Consider the following 26678-nt stretch of genomic DNA (forward strand, 5'->3'; position numbering starts at 1 on the left):
CTTTTCGCGATCGAGTGATTGCCGCAGGTAGACCGCTGCGTGTATCGAGGGTGCCGTCACTCCTCGATACTAAGCGCAGCAATATCCTCCAGCGGCGGGCACGAGCAGACCAGATTGCGGTCGCCGAAGGCACCATCGATGCGACGCACCGGCGGCCACACCTTCGGACGGGTGTGCCCGATGCCGCGCGGGTAGACCGCGACCTCCCGGCTGTAGGGGTGGTCCCACTCGCCCACCAGGCTCGCCGCGGTGTGCGGCGCGCCGCGCAGCGGGTTGTCGGTCACCGGCCACACGCCCGCGCCGACCTGGTCGATCTCCCCGCGGATGGCGATCATGGCCGCGATGAACTCGTCGAGTTCCTCGAGGTTCTCGCTCTCGGTCGGCTCCACCATCAGGGTGCCCGCCACCGGGAAGCTCATGGTGGGAGCGTGGAAGCCGTAGTCGGCCAGACGCTTGGCCACATCGTCGACGGTGACGCCGGTCTGCTTGGTGATCTCGCGCAGGTCGAGGATGCACTCGTGGGCGACCATACCGTTCTCGCCGGTGTAGAGCACCGGGAAGTAGGCGTCGAGGCGGCGGGCGATGTAGTTGGCCGAGGCGATCGCGGTCAGCGTCGCCGCGCGCAGGCCCTGCGCGCCCATCATCCGGATGTAGGCCCAGGTGATCGGCAGGATCGAGGCCGAACCGTAGTTCGCCGCCGACACCGCGTGCGAGCCCGCCTCCCGCGGGTCACCGGGCAGGTACTGCGCCAGATGCGAGCGCACCGCCACCGGACCGACACCGGGACCGCCGCCACCGTGCGGGATGCAGAAGGTCTTGTGCAGGTTCAGGTGGCTGACGTCGCCGCCGAACCGGCCCGGACGGGCCAGGCCCACCAGGGCGTTGAGGTTGGCGCCGTCGACGTAGACCTGACCGCCGGCGTCGTGCACGAGCGCGCACAGCTCGGCCACCTCGTGCTCGTACACGCCGTGCGTGGACGGGTAGGTGATCATGATGCAGGCCAGCCGGTCGGCGTGGTCGGCGATCTTGGCGCGCAGATCGTCGAGGTCGACGTCGCCGTTCTCACGGCACTTCACGACCTCGACCCGCATGCCGACCATGGCCGCCGACGCCGCGTTGGTGCCGTGCGCGCTGGAGGGGATCAGGCAGGTGTCGCGGTGGTCGTCACCGCGATCGAGGTGGTAGCGGCGAATCGCCAGCAGACCCGCGTACTCGCCCTGGCTCCCGGCGTTGGGCTGCAGGCTCACCGCGTCGTAGCCGGTGATCTCCGACAGCCACTGCTCGAGATCGCCGATCAGTTTCAGGATGCCGGGCACGTCCTCGATGGGCGCGAACGGGTGCAGGCGCGCGAAGCCGGGCCAGGTGATGGCCTCCATCTCGGCGGTCGCGTTGAGCTTCATGGTGCAGGAACCGAGCGGAATCATGCTGCGGTCCAACGCGATGTCCTTGTCCGACAGCGAACGCAGGTAGCGCAGCATGGCGGTCTCGGTGTGGTGGCGGGTGAACGCCGGATGCGTCAGGTACTCCGAGGTTCGGGTCTCGATCGCGGCGGGCTGGGCACCGGCGCCCGCGTCGGGAGCCTGTGCGGTGCCGAAGGATTCGACGACGGCGGTCACGTGCGCGTCGGTGGTGGCCTCGTCACAGGCGATCGCGACGTGGTCGGCGTCGACCAGGCGCAGGTTGATCCCCTGCGACTTCGCCTTGGCGACAACGGCTTCCGCGCCGCCGGGCACATGCGCCAGCACGGTGTCGAAGAAGGTGTCGTGCACCAGCGCGGCACCGATCCCGGACGCGACCGCGGCCGCGTGCGCGTGCACCCGGCGGGCGATGGCGCGCAGTCCGTTCGCACCGTGGTAGCTGGCGTACATGGCGGCGACAATGGCCAGCAGCACCTGCGCGGTACAGATGTTGGAGGTGGCCTTCTCGCGGCGGATGTGCTGCTCGCGGGTCTGCAGGGCCAGGCGGTAGGCGGGAGCGCCGTCGGCGTCGACCGACACGCCGACCAGCCGGCCGGGCAGCTGCCGGGCGAAGGCGGTGCGCACCGCGAGGTAGCCGGCGTGCGGGCCGCCGAAGCCCATCGGCACGCCGAAACGCTGGGTGGTGCCGAAGCACACGTCGGCGCCCTGCTCACCGGGCGGGGTGATCAGGGTCAGGGCCAGCAGATCGGCACCGGCGGCGACCAGCGCTCCGCGCTCGTGCGCGGCGCCGAACAGTGCGGTCCAGTCGACGATCCGGCCGGACGCGCCCGGGGTCTGCACGATGACGCCGAAGAACTCGCCCTCGGGCAGCACGCCCGTCGACAGGTCGGCCTCGATGATCTCGATTCCCAGGGGCTCGGCCCTGGTGCCGATGATGGTCTTGGTCTGCGGGAACAGGTCGGCGTCGAGCAGCAGCCGGTTCGACGGGGACTTGCCCGCGCGGCGCAGCAGCGTCATCGCCTCGGCGGCGGCGGTGGCCTCGTCGAGCATCGAGGCGTTGGCGACATCCATACCGGTCAGGTCCGAGACCATGGTCTGGAAGTTGAGCAGCGCTTCGAGGCGGCCCTGGCTGATCTCGGGCTGGTAGGGGGTGTAGGCGGTGTACCAGGCCGGGTTCTCCAGCAGGTTGCGCACCAGCACCGGCGGGGTCAGCGTGTCGTAGTAGCCCAGGCCGATCATCGAGGTGACGACGGTGTTGGAGTGCGCCAGCGCGGCCAGTTCGGCGAGCACTTCGTGCTCGGTGCCGGGCGCGGGCAGCGCGCCCAGGCCGGACTCGTCGAGGATGGTCGCGGGCAGTGCCGTGGTCGCCAGCGCGTCGAGGGACTCGACGCCGACGGTCGCGAGGATCCGGGCGAGTTCGTCGGAATCGGGTCCGATGTGGCGGTCGGCGAACGAACGGGTCACGGCAGCTCCAAGGTCGGGCGGGTCGACCAGGTGGTCGACGGGTACCAGCCCTCCCCCTCTGTCGTGGCGCCTGAGAGATTCGGTGACCCGACCGCGGACGGCCGTGCCCCTTTCCCCGTGGGCGGGCAGCCAGAAGCCACCGCTTTCCAGAGGCGTCGAATCACCGTGCGGTCCCTGTTGCCTGAGAGATTGACGGGGAGGTGCTGCTCCTTCGGCGCCCGGACTCTCACGAATCCAGGACTCTCCCGCACGGCGGCGACGCGTCATCAAGTCTAGATGCAGCAAACCCCCGGCCGCGCCACCTGGGGCACGCCGGGGGTGTAGTGCTCGTCACTACCCGGTCTTACGGTTCTCCCGCACCTTGCGGCGGTAGGACAGCTCGTCCTCGGGTCGATCGGTGATCTCGGTGGCCCGCTCGGCCGGGAAGTCGGCGATCGCCCCGGTCAGTTCCCGCATGGCGCCGCTGACCGCGATCCCGAAGACACCCTGCCCGCCCTGCAGTAAATCGACGACTTCCTCGGGTGAGGTGCACTCGTACACCGTGGTCCCGTCGGAGAACAACGTGATCCCGGCCAAATCCTGCACGCCGCGGCTGCGCAGATGATCGACGGCGATCCGGATGTTCTGTAAAGAGACGCCCGCGTCCAGCAGTCGCTTCACGATCTTGAGGACCAGGATGTCCTTGAACGAATACAGCCGCTGACTGCCCGACCCGGCGGCGCCACGGATCGACGGCACGACCAGCCCGGTGCGCGCCCAGTAGTCGAGCTGACGGTAGGTGATGCCCGCGACCTGACACGCGCTCGGCACCCGGTAACCGACCAGATCGTCCGGAACCGAGTCGTCCGGGAACAAGCCAGGCTGCACCACATCCTGCGATTGCTCTTCCACTGACCACTCCTTGCTCTGCCGACGTTCTCGAGTACCGGAGTCACGACGGATGTTGCCCGACTTTCGAGGTTACTCCTGCCATTGTCGGACCTGCACCGTTGTCGCACCAAGCACCGCGCGCGGCGATTCCCTCGACCTCTACTTCAGGTCTAGAAGATCGTGATGTGAATCAGCTGTCGGTGGCCTTGAAGTCGTCGGGCGAGACGGACTCGAGGAACTCCTTGAACTTCTCCACCTCGTCCTCGCGCTCGTCGGGCATCACCAGCCCGGCCTCGGCCAGGACCGGTTCCTCGGCGAAGATCGGGCAGCCGACCCGCAACGCGATGGCCACCGAATCCGACGGCCGCGCCGAGACCCGCAGGTCGCCGTCGAAGACCAGATCGGCGTAGAAGGTGCCCTCCTGCAGATCGACGATCCGCACTTCCTTGAGGGTGTGGCCGAGTTCGGTGATCAGAATCTTGATCAAATCGTGAGTGAGCGGACGGATCGGCGTGACGCCCTCCTGCTCGAGCACGATCGCGGTGGCCTCGGCCTGCCCGATCCAGATCGGCAGGTAACGCTCGCCCGCCGCTTCCCGCAGCAGCAGCACGGGCTGGTTCTGTGGCTGCTCGACACGGATGCCGATGACGCGCATCTCGCTCATGAGTTGTCTGCCTCCCATACTCGCCGCCGGCCGGCAGGACCGCTGCCCAGCTCGCCGTACCCACGAGTCTAGGCGAATTCCGGGCGGTGCAACGAGGACGCCCGAGCCGAAATCGGCGTGTTGCCGGGGTGATACCCGATCCGGCGGTCGGGTGTGTCAGTTACCGAGGGCGGCCCGCACGGCCGCCTTCACCAGTGCCGCGTGCAGGTTCAGCGACAATGCCGCCAGTTCGCGGACCGTCTCCTCGGCGCGGGCACGCGCGTCGGCGTCGCGACTCTTGGCGATCGGCGCGGCGATCTGGGCGACCAGAGCCGCCTCGCGGTCGGCGGCCAGTTTGAACGCGCGCAGGTGCCGGGCTTCCAGGCCGAACTCGGCCATCGACTTTGCCGCGTGCGCCAGCGTCACCGCGTCGGATTCGAAGAAGCCGCCGGCACCGGGGACGATCAGTCCGGCGCGTAGCAGGTCGTCGAGGAAACGGTCGTCGATGCCCGCCTTGGCGAGCAGATCGGCCCGGGTGAGCCGGACCCCGACATCGACGCGCAATTCGTCGGGGGTGATCTCGCCGGGAACAACGCCCAGCCGACGCGGCGGCGCCGGCGTGGCCTCGCCGTCGGCACGCGCGGCGCCGGACAGCGACTGCCCGGCCTCCGCGGCGCTGTGGTGGGAGTGCGCCCTGGCACGCGCTTCACGCACGCCCAGGGTCGCCGCACCACTGTCGATCGCTTCGAGCTGCTCCTTGATCACCTTCAGCGGCAGGTACTGATCGCGTTGCGCGGTCAGCACGAAACGCAGCCGCTCGTAATCGGCCACCGAGAACCGCCGGTAACCCGACGGCGTTCGTTCCGGCCGGATCAGGCCCTCGGATTCGAGGAACCGGATCTTCGAGATGGTGATGTCAGGAAAATCTGGTCGCAGCAGGTCGAGCACGGAGCCGATCGACATTCCTCCGCGCGCCCACTGCGCCGCCCCCGTCACAGCACTGCGCCCTTCACGGACACCAGCACCGTAGGGGTCATCGCGACCCCGCGCCCGACGCCGACTCGTTCGCCTGCGCGCGCGGACCGGTCAGGAAGACCAGCCGGAACTTGCCGATCTGGACCTCGTCGCCGTTCTGCAGCTCCGAGGAGTCCACCGGCTCCCGGTTGACGTAGGTGCCGTTGAGGCTGCCCACATCGACGACCTGGAACGAGTCGTCGTCCTGACGGAACTCCGCGTGCCGGCGGCTGACGGTGACGTCGTCGAGAAAGATGTCACTGTCGGGATGGCGACCGGCCGAGGTGGTCGGCTGATCCAGCAGAAAACGCGAGCCCGCGTTCGGGCCGCGCTTGACCACCAGGAGGGCCGCGCCGACCGGCAGGCCCTCGACGCCCTGCACCGGCTGTTCGCCGGTCGGCTCTCCGGAGCGCGACGCGTCGACCTCGTTGAGGAAGTCCGCGCGGAAGACCGACGTCGTCTCGGCCGCGGTCTCCCCGTAACCCGGGTCCCTGTTCTCGCTCACCGTTTCTCTCCTCCTCGAACCTGATTATCCATGCAAGCAGGTGCTGTATTCGGCGACACGACCGGCGCGATCACATCGCCAGGAAAAAAGATCCCGGCGTCGATTCCCCGACGTATCCGCTTGGCTTTGACCGTACCCTGCCGGGGCGTACCCGTGCAGGGAGAACTGTGAAGGCTTGCTCAGCCCCCGATAACTCCTTGATAACCCGCCGCATCCAGCAGTTCACCGAGTGCGGAATCGAGGGTTGCCGCATCGTCGAAGGCGAGCTCGAACAGCCAGCCCGCGTCGTACGGATCGCTGTTGAGCGTCTCCGGCCCCGAGACCAGATCCTCGTTCACCGCAACGACTTTCCCGCCCAGCGGGGCGTAGATGTCGGAGACGCTCTTGGTCGACTCGACCTCGGCGATGCTCTCGCCCGCGGTCACATCCTTGTCGACATCGGGCAGCTGGACGAACACGACGTCACCCAGCTGTGACTGGGCGTAGTCGGTGATGCCCACACGAACCGCCGTGGGGCCGGTCCGCCGCACCCACTCGTGCTCTTCGGTGTAGCGCAGATCCTCAGGGGTCCGGGTCACAGGACGTCCTTTCGTCGTCAACGTTGCACGCAACAGTATCGACTAGCTCCCACGGTGCGGCACAGGCGGTATCGATCGCGCGACCGCGACCGCCAGCCCCGCGTAGAGCGCCCCTGTCCAGACGTAGAGCGCGGTGCCCCAGATCAGCAGTGCCCAGCCGAAGGCCCAGCCGAAACCCGCCCCTGCCCAGTCCATCTCCCCCGTGAGCAGCCACGGTAGGGCCGACATCAGCGCGAAGGTCGCCGCCTTGCCCAGGTAGATCACCTCGGGCGCGGGCAGGTCACGGCGCTTGTATACCGACAGGGTCACGGTGAGTACCAGATCGCGACCGATCAGGATCACGGCGATCCACCACGGGATCAGCCCGCGTGCGACGAACGCCACGAGTGTCGTCACGAGGTATAACCGGTCGACGAGCGGATCGAGCAGCGCGCCCAGCCGGGAGGACTGGTCGAGCAGACGGGCGAGTTTGCCGTCGAGGAAATCGGTGACACCGCTGGCGATCAGCAATGTGAACGCCCAGCCGTCGGCATGGCGGACCAGCATCAACCACAGGAATATCGGGATTCCGATCAGCCGGAGCAGGCTGAGCACATTGGGCACGGTCAGGATGCGGTCGCTGAACACGCCACCGGTTTCGGTGTCGTTGGTGCCCGGCGTTCCCGATTCGGTTGCCACGCCCCTGCATACCGCACCGACCCCTGATCGCGCCATCCGGCCACGCCGAAAATCGTCGGGCGTGTCCGATTGCCGCGCGGTCGCGATGCCCACCGCCCGCCGACCCGCTAGCCTGGGCAGTTGTGTCCGACAGTGGTCCAGATCTGCGCTCCTACGTCTCCGCCGAGGACGCCCGTGAGCGCGGCCGCGCAGCCCGGCAGCGCGTGCCCGTCGACGCCCGCGACCGGGCCGTCGAAAGCCCCGACCGGCCGACGGTGCTCGAGTTCGTCGAGGCGAGCAACCAGGGCCGGATCGAGCGGCTGATCCCGCTGCGGATCGGCCGGATGACCGCGTCCCCGTTCACCTTCTTCCGCGGCGCCGCCGGGTTGATGGCCGCCGACCTGGCCGCAGGCCCCGACAGCGGGCTGACCGCCCAGATCTGCGGTGACGCCCACGCCGCCAACTTCGGCCTCTACGGCACCCAGCGCGGCGAGATCGTGATGGACATCAACGATTTCGACGAGACCGTGCTCGGCCCGTGGGAGTGGGATCTCGAGCGGCTGGCCGCCAGCCTGGTGCTGGCCGGGCGGGAGAGCGGCGCCGACGAGGACGACTGCGTACGCGCCGCGCGCGACGCCGCCCGCTTCTACCGGCAGACCGCCGCCGAGCTCGCCGAGATGCCGTTCATGCAGTCCTGGACCGCGCTGCCCGACGAGTCGATCCTGGGCAAGGCCAAGGCCGACGACCTGATCGACGACTTCAAGAAGGCCGCCAAGAAGGCCCGCAAGAACACCAGTGCCAAGGTGGTGGCGAAGTGGACCGAGCACCTCGACGATCACGAGACCGGCATCAGCAAGCACCGCTTCGTCAGCGATCCGCCGATCCTGACCCCGGTCGAGGAGCCGGTCGCCGACGCCGTGATCGACGGGCTGCAGCGCTACGCGGGCACTATCCGCGAGTCGCGGCGTGCGCTGCTGGCGCGCTTCGCGGTCTCGGATGTGGCCTTCCGGATCGTCGGCACCGGCAGCGTCGGCCTGCACAGCTACGTGGCGCTGCTACACGGTAACGACGGCGAGTCGCTGGTGCTGCAGGTCAAGCAGGCCAGGCCGTCCGCGCTGGCGCCCTTCCTGCCACCGGTCGCGCCGCGGCACGAGGGCGAGCGGATCGTCGCAGGCGCGCGCAGCGTGCAGTCCGAGACCGACATCCTGCTCGGCTGGACCACCGTGGAGCTCGACGAGCCGCTGCCGTTCATCGTCCGTCAGTTCCGCAATCTCAAGGGCAGCATCGACCCGGCCGGGCTCTCGGCCGACGATCTCGACGACTACGGCAGGCTCGCGGGCGCGCTGCTGGCCAGGGCGCACTCGCGGTCGCTGGACCCGCGCACGCTGGCCGGCTATCTCGACGACGACGGCGAGGCGTTCGACGAGGCGGTGGCCGCCTACGCGGTACGTTATGCCGACCGGACCGAGGCCGATCACGCCGAACTGGTCGCCGCCGTTTCGGCGGGCAAGATCGCCGCCGAACCGAGCTGAACACCACCGGCATCCTGCCGGGCATCCACCGATTGTCGAGCTACGATGTACGCCAACGGTTCTCGGCCCGCGGCGCCAACGACCCAGAAGGGCGGACTCCATGCTCGTGCGCGTGCAGAATGCGGCAGGCACCGATGCCGAGCTGGCACTGATCGATTGGCTGCGCACGTGGAAGGATCCGTCCAGCCCGCACGGCGTCGCCACGATCAACTGCGGCCTGTTCCACAACGACCGGCTGCACCAGCTCGACGCGGTGGTGTGGACCCCGACCAGCTGCGTGATCATCGAGGCCGAGACCTTCGCCGTGGCGCAGGACGGCGTGCTGGAGATCCCGCTCAACGGCCCGTGGATGGTCTCCGGCGAGCTCGCCCAGTTCACCGGCGGGGAGAAGTCGACGCCGCTGGAGCGGTCGCGGGAACACACCTTCGCGCTGCAGGACTATCTCGCCGCGCGCGGGCTCGGCCAGCGGGCGGTGCACGGGCTCGGCGTGATCGTGCCGCAGCCGGGCGCGCAGATCGACATCCACCAGGGCTGGAACGATCCGAGTTTCGATGTCATCGTCACCGACGATCCGCACCGGCTCGAGCAGTACTTCGAGATGCTGGCCGCCAAGGAACACAACCTCTGGACGGCCAACGACATCGCCATCGCGTTCCGCGGACTGGGCATCCTGCCGTTCCTGCCCGCCCCGCAGGACCTGCTCAACGAGGGTTTCCTGGGCCCGATCGACGTCACGCTGTGGCACGGTGGCCCCACCCAGGCCCAGGCCGAGCAGTATGCCGAGGAACAGGCCCAGCGCGAACAGGAGCTGGCCTCGCGCGGGTTGGTGGCGCCCTGGTACAGCCCGTGGAAGCTGTACCCGCGGGTCGGCGGCGACCTGGACTTCGGCCGCGCGTTCCTGCGGATCACCCTGGCGATCGGCATGATCGTGGCGATCGTGTGGGTGCTGTGGTTCGTGGTGACCGCGGTGCTCACCTACGGTCCCGCCTGAGACAGCCCCGCGCGGCGGCTATCGTCGCATCGGTGATCGACCCCGCTCCCGCCCGGACCGCCACCGTCGTCCGCGCGACGGCCATCGGCGCGGGCGCCGCGCTCACCGCCGCGCTCCCGCTGACCTTCCCCGCCGACGACGGACCGTCCGGACTGGACGCGGCCGTCGCCGACCCGATCGCCGCGACGGTCTCCCCCGGTCTGGCCGAGGTGCTGGTCGCGCCGAGCAACGCCCCGGTGGTGCTCGCGGTGCTGCTGGCGGCCGTCGGCTGGTTCGCGGTGCGCCGCCGGTGGCGGGCGGCGCTGACCATGCTCGTGGTGCCCGAGCTCGCCCTGGCGATCAACACGGTGGTGCTGAAACCGTTGTGGGACAGGCAGATGCACGACTACCTCGCCTATCCGAGCGGCCACACGGTCCACTTGGTCGCTGTCGCAACGACGTTCGCGTGTCTGGTGACAACGCGCACCGCGCGCATCACGGTCGCGGCGCTCACCGTGCTCGCCCTGCTCGCGATCACGCCCGGCATGGTCGTCCTCGGCTATCACCGCCCCACCGATGTCCTCGGTGGGGCGGCCGCGGCGACCGCGCTGGTAGCGGCACTGTGTTGGCTCGCCGAGGCGCTGCGCGCCGCGGTGCGCTAGGTCCGGTCGAAAACGCTGGCGTCGTGCAGCATCTCGGCGCGCAGCATGGTCTCCGGCACACCCATCGCCTCGACCAGGGTCAGCGCGTCCGGCCGCAGCCGGTCGACGAGTTCGTTCACCCCGCGGCGCACCGCCTTGGCCCGCTCCACGGACATGAACCGGTGCATGATGTACCAGGACAGGTTCTCCTCCAGCGTCGAGTACACGTAGAGGTCGCAGACGGTCTCGGCGAGCGCCTTGGCGTCGGGGTCCTCGATCTCGGCGATCCCGTCGACGAACTCTTCGAGCACCAGCCGGTCGATGTGCGCGGCGCCGGCGGCGAGGATGTGGTCCTGGGCGTTGTTGAACGCCTCGAACGGGCCGGTGTCGGCCGCCCTGGCACGCAGCCGGTGCGCCGCGGTCCGCAGCAGGTAGTCCTCGCGATCGGCGAACAGCTGCAGCTGGACCGAGCGCTTGGACAGGTCGCCCTCGTCGACGGACTCGTCGGAGCGATCGCGCAGGGTCTGGATCAACTGGCGCACCCCGGATCGCTTGCGCACCACGTCACCGGCCATGGTGGCGGCGAATTTCACCCAGCCCATGGCGTCGAGGTCGCGGACCTCGTCGGAGTAGGCGGTGAGCAGTTCCTTGGCGACGAGCTGGGTGAGGACGACATTGTCGCCTTCGAAGGTGGTGAACACATCGGTGTCGGCCTTGAGGGTGACGAGCCGGTTCTCGGTGAGATAGCCCGCGCCGCCGCAGGCTTCGCGACACTCCTGGATGGCCCGGGTGGCGTGCCGGGTCTGGGCGACCTTGAAGCCGGCGGCGCGCTTCTCCAGCGCGCGCTGGGCGCCCGGCTCGATCTCGCGACCGCTCTGTACGAGGTCCATCCGGCGCACCAGGTCGTTCTGGGCGAAGGCCAGCGCGAAGGACTTCGCGACCAGCGGCAGCAGCCTGCGCTGGTGACTGCGGTAATCCATCAGCAGCGTTTCCGCGCCGGTGTCGGGATCGGCGAACTGGCGCCGGGCCAGCGCGTAGCGCACCGCGATGCTCAGCGCCACGCGCGCGCCCGCCGCGGCCGCGCCGCCGACGCTCACCCGGCCACGCACCAGGGTGCCCAGGGTGGTGAAGAAGCGGCGGCTCGGGTTCTCGATCTCGGAGGTGTAGGTGCCGTCGGGCTCGACGTCGGCGTAGCGGTTGAGCAGGTTCTCCCGGGGGATCCGGACGTGGTCGAACACGATGCGGCCGTTGTCCACACCGGGCAGGCCGCCCTTGAGCCCGTCGTCGTAGGTGGTCACGCCGGGCAGGTCGGCGCCGAGCTCGTCGCGGATCGGGACGAGCAGGCAGTGCACGCCCTTGCTCTCGCCACCGGTGATCAGCTGGGCGAACACCGCGGCCATCCGCGCGTGCACCGCCGCGCCGCCGATGTAGTCCTTGCGCGCCGACGGGGTCGGGGTGTGGATCACGAATTCCTGGGTGGCCGGGTCGTAGGTGGCCGTGGTCTCGAGATTGGCGACGTCGCTGCCGTGCCCGGACTCGGTCATCGCGAAGCAACCGAGCAGATCCAGGGTGATCAGCCGCTTGATGTACTCGCGATGGCGTTCGGTGCCCAGGTTCTCCACGGCGCCACCGAACAGACCCCACTGCACGCCGGATTTCACCCACAGGGACAGATCGGCGTAGGCCAGCATCTCCAAGCCGGTCACGGCACCACCCGGATCGCCGGTGCCGCCGTTCTCGGAGCGGAAGCCACGCTCGGGATAGCCCATGGTCGCGATGACCCGCATCTGGTCGAGCACGCGGGCCCGCGCGGCGTGGATGTCGAGTTCGGGATCGCCGGTGAAGCGGTCGTCGGCGAGCTGGACTCGCGCCTGGTCTCTGACCTCGCGCCACGGTCCGTCCAGCGCTGCGCGGAGATGTTCTGCCGTCGTCGAAATGCCGGTAGCCATACTTCGACCATAATCCGTGCATCGCGCCCGGCGACGGATTCGCGTTCTCCCTCACATCGCGCCGACGCCGCGTCTCAGCCGAGGAACATGTCCCGCATCGACACTTCGGTGGGCCGCCAGCTCACGCCGAGCTCGCTCAGCGCGGCCGAGTCGTCGGTCGGGGTGTCGGAGGTGAGCAGCCACGCCGCCTCGTAGCCGAACGCGGCGTCGACCTCGACGAATCGCGAGGCGACGTCGGCGGCCCGGCCCAGCGCCCGGAACAGGCCGGGGCGCACCGGAATCCGGCGGATCCGCTGTCCGGACGCGGCGGCGAGCAGGTCGATGGCCGTGTCGAAGGGGACCTGGTGCCCGCCACACAGATACCGGCGCGGGCCCTGACCCGGCAGCATCGCCACCGCGTGCAGCTCGGCTACGTCGCGGACGTCGATCATCGCCATTCCGCCGTCGAGCCGGGGCGCGAATCCACTGCGCAGCATGGTGTTCCAGCCGCGCTCGGTGATGCCGCGGGTGCCGGCCAAACCCGGCCCGATCACACTCGAGGGGTAGGTGATCACCACCGGCGCACCGCTGCGCTGGAGTGCCCGCGCGACCCGGTCGGCGGCGGACTTGGTGCGACCGTAGGCGCTGCGCCCGGTCGCGGTGGGACTGTCCGGGGTCATGACCGGATCCGGGCAGGGGAACAGCGCACTGTAGCTGGCCACGTGCACGATGGGATCGAGTCCGGCCAGGGCCGCGCGGCACAGGATCTCCGCGGTGGCATCGACGTTGACCTGCCACATCAGCGATTCGCGGCGGTCGTCGGTGGCCACGATGCCTGCCGCGTGCAGCACCGCCGCGCAGCCGTCGAGCAGCGTGGTGATCGTGTCGCTGTCGCGCAGGTCGCCGCGCAGGACGGTGATGCGGTCGCGGTCCTGCGCGAATTCCGGCCACCATCGGTCCAGGGATTCGCCGGGGTGGACCAGCAGCTGGATCTCGTGACCGTCCGCGAGCAGCGCGGCGACCGTGGGCGCGCCGAGATACCCGGTGCCACCGGTGACGGCGATTCTCACGACAGGGTTCCCTCGGCGATCGGCAGCACACAGCGGGTGCCGGTGAAGATGGTCGGCATGCACTCGTTGCAGTGGGTGCAGGCGGCGGTGGTCGTGGTCTCGGCCGCGATCCGGCGTGGGAGATCGGGTTCGCACAGCAGGGCGCGGCCCATCGCGACGAACTCGAAGCCCTCGGTGCGGGCCAGGCGCATGCCGTCGTAGTCGGTGATGCCGCCGAGCAGGACCAGTGGCATGCGCAGGGCCGACCGGAACAGGCGGGCGCGCTCGAGCAGATAGGCACTGCGGTAGGGGTACTCGCGCAGGAACACCGGGCCGGCCACGCGCAGTCCCCAGCTCAGCGGCGGCCGGAAGGCGCGGGCGAAGGCCCGCCGGGGCGGGTCGCCGTGGAAGTAGAGCATGGGGTTGAGCAGCGAACTGCCCGCGGTCAGTTCGAGCGCGTCGAGTGTCCCGTCGGCTTCCAGCAGCTGTGCGACCCGCACGGACTCGACCGGGCGCAGCCCACCGGCGACCCCGTCGTCCATGTTGAGTTTGGCCAGCACGGCCAGCCGGCCCCCGACCGCGCCGGCCACCCCCTCGGCGATCTGCCTGGCCAGCCGTGCCCGGTTGACCAGGCTGCCGCCGTAGTCGTCGCGGCGCCGGTTGAGCAGCGGGCTCAGGAAGGCGCTCACCAGATAGTTGTGGCCGAAATGGATTTCCACGGCGTCGAACCCGGCCTCCTCGGCCAGCAGCGCGCTGCGCACGTGCGCGGCGACCAGTTCGGCGATGCCCTCGGCATCGGGTCGCCGGGTCATCCGCATCCCGAGGGGGGAGAACAGTCTGCTCGGTGACAGCGCGGGCAAGCGATTGGACGCGGCGTTGGCCACCGGCCCCGCGTGCCCGATCTGAGCCGACGCCGCGGCGCCCTCGGCGTGGATCGCGTCGGTGAGCCGGCGCAGTCCCGGCACCGCGTCGGGTCGCATCCAGATCTGATGCCGGTCGGTGCGCCCCTCGGGCGCGACCGCGCAGTAGGCGACCGTGGACAGGCCGACACCGCCCGCGGCGATGCGGCGATGAAATTCCACCAGTTCGTCGGTGACCAGCGCGTCCGGGGTGCGGCCTTCGAAGGTGGCGGCCTTGATCACGCGGTTGCGCAGGGTGATCGGGCCCAGCTTCGCCGGGGTGAAGATGTCGGTCATCGCGCACCCGGCCCGTCGAGTCCGGCCAGCACGAAATCGCGCAGGGTGCCGACGCTGCCCTGCGACGGTGGGTGTCCCGCGCCGAAGCGCATGATCAGCACCTCGAACGCGAGCAGCCAGCGCCGCTGCGCCTCGGCGGGGTCGAGGTCGGGAAGGAATCGCACCCAGGTGTCGAGCTGGAACCAGTCCCCGGTCCAGCCCACGTCGCGCCGGCCCAGCACCAGTTCCGCGAGCAGCCGCAGGTACAGCCGGCCGCGCGGATCGGCGGCCAGGTCGGTCAGCGGTCCGATCACCGCGTCCACCACCTCGGCGAGTTCGGCCTCGCGCTGGGCCGCCGCGCCGAGCCGCTCGGTCCACAGCGGCGCCAGCCGGGCCTCGAGCAACGCGGCGACCAGCGCGTCCTTGCTCCCGAAGTGATAGTGCACCGCCGCCGGATTGGTCTCGGCCGCAGCGCACACCGCCCGCACCGAGACCTCCGTCGAGGGCTGCGCCAGCAGCAGTTCCTCCGCCGCGGCGAGCAGCCGCTCGCGTGTCTCCACCGAGCGCGCGTCGCGAGCCCTCGTCCCGAGTGATCCCATACCGGCAGCCAACCAGATTTCCATCACCGTTTCAATCATTATTTCAAACATTGATTGGAAACTGGTCGCCGCGAAACCTTGCTCGTGGATTGAACGAGTGTTTAGTATATTGAACATGTGTTCAGCCAACAGCCCGTACCGCAAGGATCCTCCGCCGATCTGACGACCATGGCCCGCATTCGCGACACCGCGATCGACCTGTTCGGAGAACAGGGTTTCGGCGTCGGCGTCCGGGCGATCGCCGCGGCGGCCGGAGTGTCACCCGGCCTGGTGAACCATCACTTCGGTTCCAAGGACGGACTGCGCGCCGCCTGCGACGATCGCGTGCTCGAGCTCATTCGCGACGAGAAGCTGCGCGTCATCCGCACACAGGGTGCCGCCGGAATGCTCAGCGCCCTGGCCGAGATCGAGATCTACGCCCCGCTGCTCGCCTACATCCTGCGCAGCTTCCAAGCCGGCGGCGCGCTGGCCGAGTCCCTGCTCGAACACATGGTCGCCGACGCGCAGGACTACATGCAGGCCGCCGTCGAGGCGGGCCAGCTCAAACCGAGCCGCGATCCCGCAGCCCGGGCCAGATACGTCGTGCTCTGCCACATCGGAGCCACCAACCTCTATCTGCAGATGCGAATGCAGCGCGAGGGAAAGCTCGACTACCGCAAGGCGATCCGGGACCTGTCGGACCTGACCACCTTCCCGGCGCTCGAGCTCTACACCCAAGGCATGCTGACCGATTCGACTCTGCTCGACAGCCTCATCGAGGAGTAGACGATGCCCTCCCCCACCACCGATCGGGTCATCGAAGTCCATGACCTGCGTAAGACTTTCGGCCGATTCGCCGCGCTCGACGGACTGGACCTGCACGTCGGTCCCGGCGAGATCCACGGTTTCCTCGGCCCCAACGGCGCGGGCAAATCCACCACGATTCGCGTCCTGCTCGGCGTCCTGCGCGCCTCCGGCGGCGAGGCGGCCCTGTTCGGCCGCGACCCGTGGACCGACGCGGTCGCCCTGCACCACCGGATCGCTTATGTGCCAGGCGATGTCACGCTCTGGCCGTCACTGTCGGGCGGCGAGACGATCGACCTGCTCGCCCGGATGCGCGGCGGGATCGACGAGACCCGCCGCGCCGAGCTGATCGAGCGGTTCGAGCTGGACCCGACCAAGAAGGCCCGCACCTACTCCAAGGGCAACCGGCAGAAAGTCGCGCTGGTGTCGGCCTTTTCGGCGAATGCCGATCTGCTGATCCTCGACGAGCCGACCTCGGGCCTCGACCCGCTGATGGAGCAGATCTTCCAGGGCTGCGTCCGCGATGCCGCCGCCCGCGGGGCCACGGTGCTGCTGTCGAGTCACATCCTGTCCGAGGTCGAGCATCTGTGCGATCGGGTGACCATCATCCGCGCCGGTCGCACCGTCGAATCCGGTTCGCTCGACCAGCTCCGGCACCTGAGCCGCACCGCGATCACCGCCGAATTGATCGGCGACCCGGGCGATGTCGGCGCACTGCCCGGCGTCGAGGACGTGGAACGCGACGGGTCGACCCTGCGCTGCCAGGTCGACGCCGATCACCTCGGCCGGCTGATCCAAGTGCTGGGCGACGCGGGCGTGCGCAGCCTCACCAGCGCACCGCCGACGCTCGAGGACCTGTTCCTGCGGCACTACCACGTCGAGGCCGACGACGCGGCCACCGGAGAGAAGGTGCGGGCATGACCACCATCGCCGCCTCCCCCGGGTTCCTCGGAACCACCCGCACCGCAGGGGAATTCGCGGGCACCGGGCAGATGCTGCGGCTGTACCTGCGTCGCGACCGGATCATCGCACCGCTGTGGTCGCTGCTGATCGGGCTGATGCCGGCGCTGCAGATCGTCTCCATCAAGGACCTCTACAGCACCCAGCAGCAGCTCGACAGCTTCGCCGCGACCACCGCGGCAAGTCCAGCGCTGCTGGCCATGTACGGCCCCGTGTTCAACTCCTCGCTGGGATCCATCGGCACCTGGAAGGCCGGGGCGATGTATTCGATGATCGCCATCGCGGCCGTGCTGACGGTCATCCGGCACACCAGGGTCGAGGAGGAGACCGGGCGTGCGGAGCTCGTGGGCGCCACCAGCATCGGCCGGTTCGCCGGGCTCACCGGTGCGCTGCTGCTGACCTTCGGCGCGTCGGCGGTGGCCGGGATAGCCTGCACCGCATCACTGCTCGGCACCGACCTGCCGGTCGCGGGGTCGGTGGCCTGGGGTGCGGCGCTGGCCGCCGCCGGCATCGTCTGGGCCGCGGTGGCCGCGGTGGCCGCGCAGCTGAGCAACGGCGCGCGGATCGCCCGCGGTGTCGCGCTGGGCATCCTGGGCGCGGCGTTCGCGGTGCGGGCGGTCGGCGACGCCGGAAACGGTGTGCTGTCGTGGTTCTCGCCGCTGGGCTGGTGTCTGCAGATCCGCCCGTACGCGGAAGAGCGCTGGTGGGTCCTGGTGCCCTTGGCCGCCGTCGCCACCGGGGCGACCCTGCTCGCCTACCAGCTGTTGCGAACCCGTGACCTCGGTGCGGGACTGCTGGCCGACCGTCCGGGTCCCGCCACCGCGGGTGCCGCGCTGTCGGGCCCGGTCGGACTGGCATGGCGGTTGCAGCGGGGGTCGATGCTGGCCTGGACGATCGGTTTCGGCCTGTACGGCCTGCTGATCGGTGGGGCGGTGCAGAGCATCGGCGGCATGCTCGACGACAGCGGCACACTCCAGGACGTGGTCACCTCGATGGGCGGCTCGGCCGATCTGGAGAAGTCGTTCATCGCCTACGCGATCACCATGCTGGCCGCGGCGGCGGCCGCGTACTCGGTGTCGGCGGTGCTGCGGCTGCACGAGGAGGAGAACACCGGTCGTGCCGAGAGCGTGCTGGCGGCGGCCGTCGGCCGCGTGCGGTACGCGGCGAGCCATCTGCTGTTCGCGCTGGCCGGACCGGCTGTGACACTTCTGGTGGCGGGTCTGGGCATCGGCGTCGTCTGGGGCACGACCGACGGTGACGTGGTCGGCAAGCTCGGCGAATCACTGGGTGCCGTCGCGGTGCAGCTGCCCGCGGTCTGGGTGGTCACCGCGATCGCGCTGCTGCTGTTCGGTGTGGTCCCGAAGTACGCGTCGCTGGCCTGGGCGGTGCTGAGCGCGATGATCGTCATCGTGTTGCTCGGCTCGCTGGGCACCTTCCCGCAGTGGCTGATGGATCTGGTGCCGTTCGTGCATCCGCCGAAGCTGCCCGGCGCGACGTTCGACATCGTCCCGATCGGCTGGCTGCTGCTGGTCGCGGTGGCGGGAATGGCCGTGGGACTGACCGCCTTCCGTCGGCGCGACCTGCGCTGAGCCGGGGCCGGGGTGGTGCGCCTCGCCCACCACCCCGGTGGTCAGTACGCGCCGTCGCCGCGGGTGACCGCGCCGATGGTGCGGCCGATCAGGATCAGATCGAGGACCATCGACCAGTTCTCGACATAGGACAGGTCCAGCCGCACCGAGTCCTCCGGGGACAGGTCCGAGCGCCCGCTCACCTGCCACAGCCCGGTGACACCGGGCTTCACCAGCAGTCGGCGGCGCATCTCTCCGTCGTAGCTGTCGACCTCGCGCTGCACCTGCGGTCGCGGCCCGACCACGCTCATGTCCCCGCGCAGCACATTGAAGAACTGCGGCAGCTCGTCGAGGCTGTACTTGCGCAGGAAGCGGCCGACGGGAGTGACGCGCGGGTCGTCTTTCACCTTGAAGAAGACCGGATTGCCGCCGTGGCTCTCGATCAGCGCGTCCACGGCGCGGTCGGCGCCGACCAGCATGCTGCGGAACTTGATCATCCGGAACGGGATGCCGTCACGGCCGATCCGTTCGGACAGATAGAAGATCGGCCCCGGGCTCGTCGTGCGTACCGCGAGCGCGATGGCCAGCAGCATGGGCGCGATGAGCACCAGCACGGCGGTGGCGAAGCAGAAGTCGAACAGCGCTTTGCGGCTGGACTTGGCGTGGTCGTAGCGGGGCCCGTCGATGTGCAGCATCGGCATGCCGGCCACGATCCGGTTGGTCAGCCGGATGCCCGCGATGTCGACCACGCCCGGCGCCACGATGAGATCGACGCCCAAGGGATCCAGCTCCCAGGCCATCCGTCGCAATTCGACCGGACCGAGATGGTCGGTCGCCGCCACGGCCACCGAGTCGGCGCCGCTGCGGCGCACCGCCTCGAGCACCGAACGATCGTCGCCGAGCACCGTCGGTCCGTCGACCGTCGTGAAGCGCCGGTCACCGGAGCCCGCGGGCACACAGACACCGACGATCCGATAGCCGGAACCGGGGTCGTCGGTGAAGGCGGTGGCCATGGCGTGCGCGGCCTCGGGCGAGCCGACCACGAGCACCGCCGTGTGGCAGCGCCCCTGGGCGCGCCAGCGTCGCAGCCGCGACCGCCAGGCCAGCCGGCCTACGATCAGGGCGCACAGCCCGGCGGGCAACGCGATGGCGAGATAGCCGCGCGCCACCTCGACCCGGAACAGCAGCGCGAGGATGGCCAGCACCCCGAACAGGCGCATCGTCGCCGAGACCAGCCGGCGGAATTCCTCGCTGCCGGAGCCGATCACCTGCGGCGTGCGGGTGCCGTGCAGCAGCGCCAGCCACCCCGCGGCCAGCGCCAGCGACACCACCGAGTAGCCGATCTCGTAGGGCAGCGGCCAGGCCAGCGGCGGCGCGGCGGGACCGTCGAAGCGCAGGACCTGGGCCGCCGCCACCGCGGCGAACACGGCGGCGACGTCGGTGACGCCCAGGCGTTGCAGATACGCCTCCTGCCAATTCTCGCGCTGCGTTCGGCGCAGCACTCGGACACCGTTGACCACATTCACATCGCTGCCACCGGTGAGCTCGAAGCTCATGAACCCACACCTCCCCCTCGGGAGACGAATCAAATTTCCGGTCGCCGTCGACCGGAATGCGGCCCGCTCGGCCGCCCTCTGCCCGTCGATTCGATGCCCGCCCGCTGATTGTTACAGAGTCTCGAGGCGACTTCTTTCCGAAGGTTAAGGGCCACAGTGCATTCCATAGGTAGCCGAGTATGATGGCTATCACATGGCTATCGGGAGATGAATGATGGCTATCGGATATGATCGCAGGACAATTGATTTCCGGATGGGACGGATCACAATTCGCCGAGGAGAAGTTGTCGTCGCCGACAATTTGCCGAAATGCCCGCGAACAGCCGCGATCCCGAAACATGCCATGAATTGGTTTCCACCCCGGTTGTTTCGAATGGCCCCCGCCTACCTCCGGTTGTAACGTCTGACCACGCCGCGCCGACGTCCGGCATGTCCGGCGCCGGCCGCGACGGAATGAACAGCTAGAAGGTGAGCCCGCGTGCAGTGTCGTCTCTGCGATTCCGATCGGCTCGAGAGCGTACTCGATCTGGGCGCGACCCCGCCGTGTGAGAGCTTCCTGTCCGAGACCCAGCTCGACCTGCCGGAATCGACCTATCCGCTGCACCTGCGCCTGTGCCGGGACTGCCTGCTGTTGCAGATCCCCGCACTGATCACGCCGGAGGAGACCTTCACCGAGTACGCGTACTTCTCGTCGTACTCACACAGCTGGGTCGACCACGCCGAGCGGTTCGTCGCCACCGCGACCGAGCGGCTGGGGCTCGACACCGATTCGTTCGTCGTCGAGGTCGCCAGCAACGACGGCTATCTGCTGCGCCACGCCGTGGCCCGTGGCATCCCGTGCCTGGGCATCGAGCCGTCGGTCAATGTCGGCGAGGCGGCCAGGTCGGCGGGAGTGCCCACCGAGACCGCCTTCCTCGACGCGGAATCGGCCGCGCGGGTGCGCGCCGAGCACGGGCCCGCCGATCTGGTGGTCGCGAACAACGTCTACGCGCACGTCCCCGACCTGCGCGGTTTCACCCGCGCCCTGCGCACCCTGCTCGCCGACGACGGCTGGCTGAGCATCGAGGTGCACCACGCTCTGAACCTGGTGCGGCTGGGCCAGTTCGACACGGTCTATCACGAGCACTTCCAGTACTACACCGTGCATTCGGCCCAGCGTGCGCTCGCGGTCGCCGGGTTGACGGTGGTCGACGTGGAGCTGCTCGAGACCCACGGCGGCTCGATCCGGTTGTGGGCCCGCCCCGAGCAGGTCGCGGTGCCGACCGGGCGGGTGGCCGAGGTCCTCGAGCTCGAGCGCGCCGCCGACCTGCACGTCCCGGCCGGTTACGCCGAACTCGGCGTGCGGGCCGAACGGGTCCGGCTCGAGCTGCTGCGCTTCCTGCTCGACTGCCGGGATCAGGGCAAGCGGGTCGTCGGCTACGGCGCCCCCGGCAAGGGCAACACCCTGCTGAACTACTGCGGCATCCGGCCCGACCTGCTCGAGTACACCGTGGACCGCAACCCCTACAAGCACGGCCGATACACCCCGGGCACCCGGATTCCGATTCATCCGCCGGAGCGCATCGACGCCGACCGGCCCGATGTCGTGCTCGTCCTGCCGTGGAATCTCGAAACCGAGATCACCGCCCAGCTGCGCCATGTCGGCGACTGGGGCGGCGAACTGATCTATCCGCTGCCGGTGCTGCACCGCGCGGGCACGGAAACGAAGGTGAACCGATGAAGGTCGTGCTGTTCTGCGGCGGATACGGCATGCGCATGCGCGGCGGCTCCGACGACGTCGTCCCGAAGCCGATGCAGCTGGTCGGGCCGCGGCCGCTGCTGTGGCACGTGATGCGCTACTACGCGCACTACGGACACAAGGAGTTCATCCTGTGCCTGGGCTACGGCGCCGAGCACATCAAGAACTTCTTCCTCACCTATCAGGAATCGGCGTCCAACGACTTCGTCATCCGCAACGGCCAGGTGGAACTGCTCGGCAGCGATATCGGCGACTGGTCGATCACCTTCGTCGACACCGGGGTCGAGTCCGCGATCGGTGAGCGGTTGCGCCGGGTCCGCGCGCACCTCGACGGCGACGAGTACTTCCTGGCCAACTACGCCGACGTACTCACCGACGCCCCGCTGGACACCATGGTCGAGACCTTCCACGCCTCGGGCGCCGCGGCGTCGATGATGGTGGTCCCGCCGCAGTCCTCGTTCCACTGCGTCGACATCACCGCGACCGGCGAGGTGAAGGAGATCATGCCGGTGGCCCGGATGCCGCTGTGGGAGAACGGCGGCTACTTCGTGCTCAGCCAGGAGATCTTCGACCTGCTCCCGCCCGGCGGTGATCTGGTCGCCGACGCGTGCGGTGCGCTGGCCGGGCAGGGCCGGTTGTTCGGCTATCAGCACCTGGGCTTCTGGAAGCCGGCCGACACCTTCAAGGAGCGCGCCGAACTCGACGACGCCTACCGCAACGGCTCCCGGCCGTGGATGGTGTGGGAGCAGGCGTGATCGGGCTGTTCCCCCACCCGCCGCGCCGGCTCGCACTGCTCGGCGCGCACTGTGACGACATCGCGATCGGCCTGGGTGCCACCCTGCTCGCCCTCACCGCCGCCGACCCCGAGATCGAGGTCAGGGCACTGGTGCTCTCCGGTGGCGGCACCGCGCGCGAGGACGAGGAACGCGCGGCGCTGACCGCGTTCTGTTCCGGCACCGAGCCCCAGCTCGACGTGCTCGACGTGCCCGACGGCCGCGCCCCGGCGCACTGGGACCGGATCAAGGACGCCCTGGCCCGGTTCCGGCGTGCCGGTGAGCCCGAGGTGGTGTTCGCGCCGCAGCGCGGTGATGCCCATCAGGACCACCGGCTGCTGGCCGAGCTGGTGCCCACGGAGTTCCGCGACCACCTGACCCTGGGCTACGAGATCCTCAAGTGGGAGACCGACACTCCGGCGCCGACCCTGTATCACCCGCTCACCCGGGAACTCGCGCGGGAGAAGTCGCGGCTGCTGCACGAGCACTATCCGTCGCAGACCGGCCGTGACTGGTTCGACGAAGAGGCCTTCCTCGGGCTGGCCAGGATGCGTGGCGTGCAGTGTCACGCGCCCTATGCCGAGGCGTTCGTGCTGGACAAGGCGATCATCAGATGGGAACGGACGTGAACATGCGGGTACTGGTCACCGGGCACCAGGGCTATCTCGGCACCGTGATGGTGCCGGTGCTGCGGGCCGCGGGCCACAGCGTCGCCGGGCTGGACATCGGCTACTTCGCCGACTGCCTGCTCGGTGATTTCGCCGGCGACCCCGAGGGCGCGGCCGTCGACCTGCGCGCGGTCACCGTCGAGCAGCTGCGCGGGTTCGACGCGGTGATCCATCTGGCCGCGCTGTCGAACGACCCGCTGGGCGCGCTGGCGCCGGAGATCACCTACGACATCAATCACCACGCCTCGGTGCGCCTGGCGCGACTGGCGAAAGAGGCCGGGGTGCGGCGGTTCCTGTACGCCTCCACCTGTTCGGTCTACGGAGCCGCCGGTGCCGAGCTGGTCACCGAGGACGCTCCACTGCGCCCGATCACCCCGTACGCGCAGAGCAAGGTGCGCGTCGAAGACGACGTGGCCGCCCTCGCCGACGCCGATTTCGTCCCCGTATTCCTGCGCAACGCCACGGCTTTCGGCTTCTCGCCGCGCCTGCGGGCCGACATCGTGCTCAACAACCTGGTCGGCTACGCGGTGCTCACCGGCGAGGTCAAGGTGCTCTCCGACGGAACCCCGTGGCGGCCACTCGTGCACGCCCAGGACATCGCGACCGCGTTCGCGACCTGCCTGACCGCGCCGGCCGCTGACATCTCCTGCCGCGCCTTCAATATCGGCACCGAGGTCAACAACCTGACCGTGGCCGAGATCGCGGCCGCGGTCGTCGACGCGGTGCCGGGGTCGCGGCTGCTGATCACCGGCGAGAACGGCGCGGACCCCCGCTCCTATCGAGTCGACTTCTCCGCCGCGCGTGCGGTTCTCGGTTTCGAGGCGCGGTGGACGGTACCCGCGGGTGCCGCCGAACTCTTCACCGAGTACACCGCGCGCGGACTCACCGCCGACGACTTCTTCCAACGGTTCACCCGGCTGCCGCAGTTGCAGAAGCTCTGCGACACCGGCGAACTGGACGCGCGGCTGCGCCGGGTCAGTGCGACGGCGTCAGCGTAGCGAGCAGCCGCGACCAGCTGCCCGCCCGCGCGTCGCGGGCGGAGACCACGCCGACGGGCAGCGGCCAGGCGATCGCCAGGTCGGGGTCGTCGTAGGCGACACCGAGGTCCTCGGCCGGGTCGTGCGGACGGTCGATGCGGTAGCAGACGTCGGCGACCTCGGTCAGTGCCTGGAACCCGTGCAGGAAACCCGGCGGCACGTACAGATGGTGGAAGTCCTCGTCGTCGAGCCGGAAGGCCTGGGTGGCGCCGAAGGTGGGCGAGCCGGGCCGGATGTCGACGAGGACGTCGTGCACGGCACCGTGCGCGCAGCGCACCAGTTTCGCCTCGCCGCGACCGCCGCGCCCGTGCATGCCCCGGATCACCCCGCGCCGCGACCGCGACTGCGAGTCCTGCACGAAGCTCGCCGCCGCACCGTCGACGCCCAGGTGGGCGTCGAATTCCGCGGCGTCGAAGGTACGGGTGAACAGTCCGCGCTCGTCCCGGAACGGCTCGGGAACCAGCACCACCACGTCGGCCAAGTCGGTCCGCTCGATACGCACGAGGACATCCTGTCATGACCCGCCGGTGCCGCGGCTGCGGAAGTACCGCCCTCACCACCGTTCTCGACCTGGGCTCGGTGCCCGCCGCCGACCACTTCCCGCCCCACGACAGCCCCCTCGACCCCGGCGAATCCGGTCATCCGTTGCGGATGGAACGCTGCGCGGGGTGCGGGCTGGCCCAGCTCGCCGACGACGACACCGTCACCGCGGAACCCCGCGGCATCGAACCGCTGGCCCTGCGGGAGCAAGCCACGGCGGCGGTACGACTCGTCGAGACCGCCGGGCTGCTGCGGGGTTCGACGGTGGCCGAGTTCGGCAGCCCGCACGGGGGCACCTGGCTCCCGCTGCTCACCGACCGCGGCTTCACCCCGACCGACGGCCCCGCCGACGTGGTCCTGGACTGCTTCGGCATCATGCACGAACCGGATCAGCGCGCGGCGTTCGCGGCCAGGGCCGCCGCCACCGCGCCCGGCGGAGTGCTCCTGGTGCAATACCACTCGCTGGCCGCGATCCTCGCCCAAGGACAGTGGAATGCGTTGCGGCACGGGCACTTCGCCTACTACTCCCTCGACACCCTGCGCAGCCTGCTGCGCGCGGCCGGGATGAGCGTGGTCAGCGGGTGGCGGTTCGAGCTCTACGGCGGCACCGTGCTGCTCGCCGCTCGCCATGGCGAGCACGACGCCGATCCCAGCGTGGCGGCGATCCTCGCCGCCGAGGCCGCCGCGCCGTCGGCCGACACGTTGCAGCGGGTGGTCGATCAGCACGTCGGCACCCTGCGCGCCTGGCTCGAGCACCGGGCCGGGCAGCGGGTGTACGCCTACGGGGCCGCCTCGCGCGCCGTCGCCCTGCTGGCGATGGCGGGCGCGCACCGCGGCCTGCTCGCCGGGGTCGCCGACGCCTCGCCCGCCAAACAGGGCTGCCGGATGCCGGGAACCGACATCCCGATCATCTCCCCCACAGACCTCGTCCACGCAGTCCCCGATGCCGTCCTGCTGACACTGCCCGACCTGTTCGCCGAGGTCAGCGCCCTGCTGCCCGCGCTGGACGGACGCTGGTTCGTCGACGATCCGGCAGGCCCGCGCGCTCCCGCGCTCGACGGCGTGCCCGGACCACTGTGGCGCAGTTGATCTTTCGCTGAGGACGCACGACCGTTCGAGTGGTCGACGCCAAGCCTCGGTGTCGAGGCCGCCGGTGACGATATCGCCGGAATCGAAGGCGCGCCGCGGCTTTCCGGGTTCCGCCGCACCGTGAACGGGGTGCTCGGCCACACCGATGTCCGCCGTTGCCCGCCTACGGCCCGACCTCTTCGATCTGATCCGGGGTCCCGAGCAGCACGTCCAGCATGCGGGGCAACGTCTCGGCGAGATCGTGGCGGGCCGCCACGGCCGCACGGCCGCTGTCTCGCAGCCGGGCTCGCAGGTCCGGTTCCCGGCCGAGACGCCGCAGCGCCTCGCGCAAGGCGACCGGATCGTCGGGCGCGACACACACCGCCGTGTCGTCGGTGACGTTGCCGCCGTGGCCGGTCGCGACGACCGGCACGCCGACGCTCATCGCCTCCAGCACCACCAGCGGGCCCGCCTCGGGCAGCACGCTCGCCGACACCAGTACGTCCCATCCCCGGATCGTCGGCAACGGATCGACATTGCCGAGGAATCGGACCCGGCCGGCCAGATCGGGCCGCCGCGCTCGTTCCCGCAACGCGGCCAGATACGGTTCGTCACCGGGGTGCGGCGAGCCGGCGATCTCGATCACGACCTCGGGGAGCCCGGCGGCGGCCGCCAGCAGCACGTGCTGGCCCTTCCACTCGGTCACCACGCCCAGGATCCCGACCACCAGCGGGCTGCGCTCGACGACCGGGGCGGCTTCGACCGGCCAGCGCACTCCTTGCCGGGCGACCTCGACCTCGAATCCCAACGCGCGCACCGGCGCCGCGGCACGCTCGGACACCGCGACGGCGCGACCGACCGCGCGTCGGCCCACCCGCGCCACCGTGCGCTGCCGTCGGCCCGCCACCACATCGTGCACCAGCCACACCGCCGCCCGCCGAGGC

General features: G+C 69.8%; 25 protein-coding genes and 1 riboswitch. Of the genes, 11 read left to right on the forward strand and 14 right to left on the reverse strand.

Annotated features, from left to right (window positions below; translation table 11 throughout):
• Nucleotides 1–56 precede the first annotated feature (56 nt).
• The 7 genes from gcvP to ATM97_RS03050 all read right to left on the reverse strand — a co-directional run bounded on the left by gcvP (nucleotide 57) and on the right by ATM97_RS03050 (nucleotide 7170).
• Nucleotides 57–2882, reverse strand: coding sequence for an aminomethyl-transferring glycine dehydrogenase (gcvP, locus tag ATM97_RS03020; protein ID WP_218716387.1), 2826 nt, complete (start codon nucleotides 2880–2882; stop codon nucleotides 57–59).
• 158 nt (nucleotides 2883–3040) lie between these two features.
• Nucleotides 3041–3140: riboswitch (glycine riboswitch) on the reverse strand.
• A gap of 75 nt (nucleotides 3141–3215) precedes the next feature.
• Nucleotides 3216–3773 (reverse strand): MerR family transcriptional regulator, encoded by a 558-nt coding sequence (locus ATM97_RS03025; RefSeq protein ID WP_218716388.1) that lies wholly within the window; start codon nucleotides 3771–3773, stop codon nucleotides 3216–3218.
• A gap of 169 nt (nucleotides 3774–3942) precedes the next feature.
• Nucleotides 3943–4416 carry a bifunctional nuclease family protein gene (locus ATM97_RS03030; protein WP_019046780.1) on the reverse strand — a complete coding sequence of 158 codons (474 nt, stop codon included), beginning with the start codon at nucleotides 4414–4416 and terminating at the stop codon, nucleotides 3943–3945.
• Between the two features lie 156 nt (nucleotides 4417–4572).
• Nucleotides 4573–5358, reverse strand: a complete 786-nt coding sequence (locus ATM97_RS03035) for a MerR family transcriptional regulator (RefSeq protein WP_218716389.1) — start codon at nucleotides 5356–5358, stop codon at nucleotides 4573–4575.
• Between the two features lie 70 nt (nucleotides 5359–5428).
• Entirely contained in the window at nucleotides 5429–5914 is a 486-nt protein-coding gene (locus ATM97_RS03040; RefSeq protein ID WP_110041099.1) for an FHA domain-containing protein, read from the reverse strand.
• A gap of 179 nt (nucleotides 5915–6093) precedes the next feature.
• On the reverse strand, nucleotides 6094–6492 hold the full coding sequence (gene gcvH, locus ATM97_RS03045; protein WP_218716390.1) for a glycine cleavage system protein GcvH: 399 nt from the start codon (nucleotides 6490–6492) through the stop codon (nucleotides 6094–6096).
• 42 nt (nucleotides 6493–6534) lie between these two features.
• Complete coding sequence (locus ATM97_RS03050; protein ID WP_218716391.1) at nucleotides 6535–7170, reverse strand: CDP-alcohol phosphatidyltransferase family protein; 636 nt, start codon at nucleotides 7168–7170, stop codon at nucleotides 6535–6537.
• A gap of 122 nt (nucleotides 7171–7292) precedes the next feature.
• Here ATM97_RS03050 and ATM97_RS03055 point away from each other — a divergent pair, with 122 nt between their 5' ends.
• The 3 genes from ATM97_RS03055 to ATM97_RS34765 all read left to right on the forward strand — a co-directional run bounded on the left by ATM97_RS03055 (nucleotide 7293) and on the right by ATM97_RS34765 (nucleotide 10313).
• On the forward strand, nucleotides 7293–8681 hold the full coding sequence (locus ATM97_RS03055; protein ID WP_218716392.1) for a DUF2252 domain-containing protein: 1389 nt from the start codon (nucleotides 7293–7295) through the stop codon (nucleotides 8679–8681).
• A gap of 112 nt (nucleotides 8682–8793) precedes the next feature.
• Nucleotides 8794–9672: a nuclease-related domain-containing protein gene (locus tag ATM97_RS03060; RefSeq protein ID WP_308248354.1), complete on the forward strand. Its 879-nt coding sequence runs from the start codon at nucleotides 8794–8796 to the stop codon at nucleotides 9670–9672.
• Between the two features lie 32 nt (nucleotides 9673–9704).
• Nucleotides 9705–10313 (forward strand): phosphatase PAP2 family protein, encoded by a 609-nt coding sequence (locus ATM97_RS34765; RefSeq protein WP_308248355.1) that lies wholly within the window; start codon nucleotides 9705–9707, stop codon nucleotides 10311–10313.
• Here the strand turns inward: ATM97_RS34765 and ATM97_RS03070 are convergent.
• The 4 genes from ATM97_RS03070 to ATM97_RS03085 all read right to left on the reverse strand — a co-directional run bounded on the left by ATM97_RS03070 (nucleotide 10310) and on the right by ATM97_RS03085 (nucleotide 15043).
• Nucleotides 10310–12241 carry an acyl-CoA dehydrogenase gene (locus tag ATM97_RS03070; protein ID WP_255586831.1) on the reverse strand — a complete coding sequence of 644 codons (1932 nt, stop codon included), beginning with the start codon at nucleotides 12239–12241 and terminating at the stop codon, nucleotides 10310–10312. The two genes, ATM97_RS34765 and ATM97_RS03070, sit on opposite strands and share 4 nt — an antisense overlap.
• 74 nt (nucleotides 12242–12315) lie before the next feature.
• A complete protein-coding gene (locus tag ATM97_RS03075; protein WP_218716394.1) occupies nucleotides 12316–13290 on the reverse strand; it encodes an NAD-dependent epimerase/dehydratase family protein in 975 nt (324 codons plus the stop codon).
• The gene (locus ATM97_RS03080; protein WP_218716395.1) at nucleotides 13287–14465 is read right to left on the reverse strand and encodes an NADH:flavin oxidoreductase; all 1179 of its coding nucleotides are present in this window, start codon (nucleotides 14463–14465) and stop codon (nucleotides 13287–13289) included. Before ATM97_RS03080 ends, ATM97_RS03075 begins: the two co-directional genes overlap by 4 nt.
• Nucleotides 14462–15043, reverse strand: coding sequence for a TetR/AcrR family transcriptional regulator (locus ATM97_RS03085; protein WP_218716396.1), 582 nt, complete (start codon nucleotides 15041–15043; stop codon nucleotides 14462–14464). Before ATM97_RS03085 ends, ATM97_RS03080 begins: the two co-directional genes overlap by 4 nt.
• A gap of 117 nt (nucleotides 15044–15160) precedes the next feature.
• Here ATM97_RS03085 and ATM97_RS03090 point away from each other — a divergent pair, with 117 nt between their 5' ends.
• From ATM97_RS03090 to ATM97_RS03100, 3 genes are read left to right on the forward strand one after another with little or no spacing between them, the layout of a single operon-like run.
• Nucleotides 15161–15808: a TetR family transcriptional regulator gene (locus tag ATM97_RS03090; protein ID WP_308248356.1), complete on the forward strand. Its 648-nt coding sequence runs from the start codon at nucleotides 15161–15163 to the stop codon at nucleotides 15806–15808.
• Between the two features lie 3 nt (nucleotides 15809–15811).
• Nucleotides 15812–16747, forward strand: coding sequence for an ABC transporter ATP-binding protein (locus ATM97_RS03095; protein ID WP_218716397.1), 936 nt, complete (start codon nucleotides 15812–15814; stop codon nucleotides 16745–16747).
• Nucleotides 16744–18375, forward strand: coding sequence for an ABC transporter permease (locus ATM97_RS03100; RefSeq protein ID WP_218716398.1), 1632 nt, complete (start codon nucleotides 16744–16746; stop codon nucleotides 18373–18375). The genes ATM97_RS03095 and ATM97_RS03100 overlap by 4 nt, the downstream gene beginning before the upstream one ends.
• Before the next feature lie 41 nt (nucleotides 18376–18416).
• Here ATM97_RS03100 and ATM97_RS03105 read toward each other — a convergent pair whose 3' ends face one another.
• Nucleotides 18417–19910 (reverse strand): sugar transferase, encoded by a 1494-nt coding sequence (locus tag ATM97_RS03105; protein WP_218716399.1) that lies wholly within the window; start codon nucleotides 19908–19910, stop codon nucleotides 18417–18419.
• A gap of 478 nt (nucleotides 19911–20388) precedes the next feature.
• Between ATM97_RS03105 and ATM97_RS03110 the strand changes: the two genes are divergently transcribed.
• The 4 genes from ATM97_RS03110 to ATM97_RS03125 are packed head-to-tail and all read left to right on the forward strand — an operon-like array spanning nucleotide 20389 to nucleotide 24087.
• Complete coding sequence (locus ATM97_RS03110; RefSeq protein WP_218716400.1) at nucleotides 20389–21630, forward strand: class I SAM-dependent methyltransferase; 1242 nt, start codon at nucleotides 20389–20391, stop codon at nucleotides 21628–21630.
• The gene (locus tag ATM97_RS03115; RefSeq protein ID WP_218716401.1) at nucleotides 21627–22403 is read left to right on the forward strand and encodes a glucose-1-phosphate cytidylyltransferase; all 777 of its coding nucleotides are present in this window, start codon (nucleotides 21627–21629) and stop codon (nucleotides 22401–22403) included. The genes ATM97_RS03110 and ATM97_RS03115 overlap by 4 nt, the downstream gene beginning before the upstream one ends.
• Nucleotides 22400–23050, forward strand: a complete 651-nt coding sequence (locus ATM97_RS03120; RefSeq protein WP_308248357.1) for a PIG-L family deacetylase — start codon at nucleotides 22400–22402, stop codon at nucleotides 23048–23050. Before ATM97_RS03115 ends, ATM97_RS03120 begins: the two co-directional genes overlap by 4 nt.
• A gap of 2 nt (nucleotides 23051–23052) precedes the next feature.
• Nucleotides 23053–24087, forward strand: coding sequence for an NAD(P)-dependent oxidoreductase (locus tag ATM97_RS03125; RefSeq protein ID WP_218716409.1), 1035 nt, complete (start codon nucleotides 23053–23055; stop codon nucleotides 24085–24087).
• Here the strand turns inward: ATM97_RS03125 and rfbC are convergent.
• Entirely contained in the window at nucleotides 24065–24628 is a 564-nt protein-coding gene (gene rfbC, locus ATM97_RS03130) for a dTDP-4-dehydrorhamnose 3,5-epimerase (RefSeq protein WP_218716403.1), read from the reverse strand. The two genes, ATM97_RS03125 and rfbC, sit on opposite strands and share 23 nt — an antisense overlap.
• A 14-nt stretch (nucleotides 24629–24642) precedes the next feature.
• Here rfbC and ATM97_RS03135 point away from each other — a divergent pair, with 14 nt between their 5' ends.
• On the forward strand, nucleotides 24643–25755 hold the full coding sequence (locus tag ATM97_RS03135; protein WP_218716404.1) for a class I SAM-dependent methyltransferase: 1113 nt from the start codon (nucleotides 24643–24645) through the stop codon (nucleotides 25753–25755).
• Between the two features lie 163 nt (nucleotides 25756–25918).
• On the opposite strand, the gene ATM97_RS03140 is transcribed toward ATM97_RS03135, so the two are convergent.
• The coding region (locus ATM97_RS03140; RefSeq protein ID WP_218716405.1) for a glycosyltransferase family 4 protein at nucleotides 25919–26678 on the reverse strand (760 nt) is incomplete at its 5' end.

This window comes from Nocardia sp. MH4 (genome assembly GCF_019266065.1).
GTDB classification, from domain to species: domain Bacteria; phylum Actinomycetota; class Actinomycetes; order Mycobacteriales; family Mycobacteriaceae; genus Nocardia; species Nocardia canadensis.

What these genes read in the sequence shown, in the direction of transcription:
- ATM97_RS03105 (WP_218716399.1), bottom strand. Translation starts at nt 19,910, where the DNA reads ATGAGCTTCGAGCTCACCGGTGGCAGCGATGTGAATGTGGTCAACGGT.
- ATM97_RS03125 (WP_218716409.1), top strand. Translation starts at nt 23,053, where the DNA reads ATGCGGGTACTGGTCACCGGGCACCAGGGCTATCTCGGCACCGTGATG.
- ATM97_RS03115 (WP_218716401.1), top strand. Translation starts at nt 21,627, where the DNA reads ATGAAGGTCGTGCTGTTCTGCGGCGGATACGGCATGCGCATGCGCGGC.
- ATM97_RS03085 (WP_218716396.1), bottom strand. Translation starts at nt 15,043, where the DNA reads ATGGGATCACTCGGGACGAGGGCTCGCGACGCGCGCTCGGTGGAGACA.
- ATM97_RS03030 (WP_019046780.1), bottom strand. Translation starts at nt 4,416, where the DNA reads ATGAGCGAGATGCGCGTCATCGGCATCCGTGTCGAGCAGCCACAGAAC.
- ATM97_RS03095 (WP_218716397.1), top strand. Translation starts at nt 15,812, where the DNA reads ATGCCCTCCCCCACCACCGATCGGGTCATCGAAGTCCATGACCTGCGT.
- ATM97_RS03080 (WP_218716395.1), bottom strand. Translation starts at nt 14,465, where the DNA reads ATGACCGACATCTTCACCCCGGCGAAGCTGGGCCCGATCACCCTGCGC.
- ATM97_RS03100 (WP_218716398.1), top strand. Translation starts at nt 16,744, where the DNA reads ATGACCACCATCGCCGCCTCCCCCGGGTTCCTCGGAACCACCCGCACC.
- ATM97_RS03135 (WP_218716404.1), top strand. Translation starts at nt 24,643, where the DNA reads ATGACCCGCCGGTGCCGCGGCTGCGGAAGTACCGCCCTCACCACCGTT.
- ATM97_RS03070 (WP_255586831.1), bottom strand. Translation starts at nt 12,241, where the DNA reads ATGGCTACCGGCATTTCGACGACGGCAGAACATCTCCGCGCAGCGCTG.
- ATM97_RS03035 (WP_218716389.1), bottom strand. Translation starts at nt 5,358, where the DNA reads ATGTCGATCGGCTCCGTGCTCGACCTGCTGCGACCAGATTTTCCTGAC.